The organism is Microbacterium sp., assembly GCF_035554235.1.
Lineage (GTDB): Bacteria > Actinomycetota > Actinomycetes > Actinomycetales > Microbacteriaceae > Microbacterium.
This window is the reverse complement of the sequence record NZ_DATMIO010000186.1, coordinates 1-2,393: the sequence shown is the minus strand read 5'-3', so window position 1 is coordinate 2,393 and position 2,393 is coordinate 1. Positions and strand designations below refer to the sequence as shown.

Here is a 2,393-nt window from a genome sequence, read left to right as displayed (position 1 = left end):
GGACAACCGCGACGGCCGGATCTACCTGGGCGACACCGTCACCTGGAGCTCGAACCTCCCGAACAAGTACCTGGACACCCAGTTCCTCGACAGCCAGGACTTCAAGATCCGGACGGTCGGCACGGCGGATGCACTCAAGCTGCGGCCCGGCGTCACCTACTGGACCCACATCGTGTCGGAGCCCGGCGAAACGGCGACCGACACGGCGACGATCAAGGGAACGGTGGTGCATAGGTCGCCGCCGTTCTGCTACCGCGCGCTCTGCCAGTTCGACAACGGCGACAAGGCGCCAATACCGTCGCATTACTTCGCTCCGAACCAGAGCTTCCGCATACCCGGGAGCGCCGTTTACAAGGACGAGCCGGTCTGTACCGCGAGCGCGCCGACGATTGTTCGCACCGAGAGCGGGCCGGTGGCGGTCCACTACAACCCGTGCATCAACCTCGAGCACGGTGAGAACGGCCGCTTCTGGGGCGACCGGTCGGTGCACCCCTCCGCGGGACTCGTGAGCAGCGAGACGGTCATCGTGCAGCGCTGCGACAAGACGAACGCACACTGCATTACGGTCTCGGCGACGCATACGCCGCCGACGGGAGTGAAGTTCACGTCGCCCGGCCAGTACTACAAGGCGTGCGCCTCCGCGACGTTCAGCGACGGCCAGAAGGTCGTCTTCCGCTGCACCCGGCCGGTGGCCGGCGGTTGAGCGCCGCGATCAGGGCTCGTCGCGCGGGCCCGACCAGAATGCGTCCCCCACCGTTACCGTGCGCGCCGTCTCGGCCTGGTGACGCAGCGAGTACGGATCGCCGTCCTCGTACGCGAACATCGCCTCGGCGGGGATGCGGCGGGCCTCGCCGGTGCCGCCCAGGTACTGGTCGATGACCCGAGCGCAGCGGCGACCCTCCGCGATCGCGGTGACCACGAGCGACTGGCCGATGCGGGCGTCGCCACAGGCGAACACGCCCTCGATCTTGGTGCCGTAGACCGGCGCCCTGATGTTGCCGCGCCGATCGAGGTCGAGCGCGAGGTCGCTCACGAGCCCCTCGTGCTCGGGGTGGCTGAAGCCGATAGCGATCAGCACGAGGTCGGCGGGAACGTCGAAGTCGCTGCCGGGGATGGCGTGAAGATCGCGCGACGAGGTGCCCTCGACGCGGCGGCCGTGGACGCCCCTCACTTGCCCGTCCGCGCCCGAGATGCGGGTCACCTGTGTGCCGAACCGGCGGTCGCCGCCCTCGTCCAGCGCGTAGGTGGTCGGCGTGCGCTTGGGCGGGAGCGGCCAGGGGGTGGATGCCGGTCGGCCGTCCGCGGGCAGCGGCGGATAGACGTCCAAGAGCATCACGTCATCCGCGCCCTCCCGCAGGGCGTTCGAGATGCAGTCCATGCCCGTGTCGCCGCCGCCGACCACGACGACGCGCTTTCCGGCGGCCGAGATGACCTCCGCGGCCGGGGTCTCGGGGGCGGGCCGACCCTCCTCCGCAGCGACGGCCCGGTTCCGCTGGTAGAGGTACTCCATCGCGAAGTGCACGCCGGCGAGGTCGCGGCCCGCGACGTCGAGGTGGCGATGCACGCGTGAGCCGATCGCGACGACCAGCGCGTCGTGGCGGCGGAGCTCCTCAGCGGACACGTCGCGGCCCACGTCTACGCCGTAGGCGAACTCGATCCCCTCCTCCTCGAGCAGTGCGACGCGCCGGTCGATGATCCACTTCTCGAGCTTCGCGTCGGGCACGCCGAAGCGCAGAAGGCCTCCGGGGCCCTCGTCGCGCTCGTACGCCGTCACCGCGTGGCCGTGTGCGTTCAGCTCCGCGGCGACCGCCAGGCCGGCCGGGCCCGAGCCCACCACTCCGACGGTGCGGCCCGTCCGCGCGTCGGGCGGGTCGGGGGTGATCCAGCCCTCCTCGAAGCCGCGCGTCACGATCGCCAGCTCGATCTGCTCGATCGTCACCGCATCGTCGTTGATGTCGAGCACACAGGCCGACTCACAGGGCGCGGGGCAGATGAGTCCCGTGAACTCGGGGAAGTTGTTGGTCGCGTGGAGCTTCGCCAGCGCGTCGCGCCATTTGTCACGGTAGACGAGGTCGTTCCAGTCGGGGATCAGGTTGCCGAGCGGACAGCCCTCGTGGCAGAACGGCACCCCGCAGTCCATGCAGCGCGCGCCCTGGTCGCGCAGCGTGCGGTCATCGGGCAGCGAGAAGTACTGCCGGTAGTCGCGCACGCGCTCTTTTGGATTGCGCTTGTCGAACCCGACCCGCTCGAGTCGGAGGAAGCCCCCCAGTTCGCCCACTAGTGGCACCTCCGGTGACTCCGTGCCCGGTTCGGCGAGCTCCGGGGGCCGCCATGCCAGGACGCAGGGGGGGCGCAATGCCAGAACTGGCATTGCCCCGACCGAGGACGCCGCT

At 70.0% G+C, this 2,393-nt stretch carries 2 protein-coding genes; one reads left to right on the top strand and one right to left on the bottom strand.

Features of this window, described 5'->3' with window-relative positions:
• On the top strand, window positions 1-703 hold a 703-nt coding region (locus tag VNT50_RS09675), incomplete at its 5' end, for a hypothetical protein (protein ID WP_325484906.1).
• A gap of 9 nt (window positions 704-712) precedes the next feature.
• Here the strand turns inward: VNT50_RS09675 and VNT50_RS09670 are convergent.
• Complete coding sequence (locus VNT50_RS09670; RefSeq protein ID WP_325484905.1) at window positions 713-2,278, bottom strand: glutamate synthase subunit beta; 1,566 nt, start codon at window positions 2,276-2,278, stop codon at window positions 713-715.
• Window positions 2,279-2,393 lie beyond the last annotated feature (115 nt).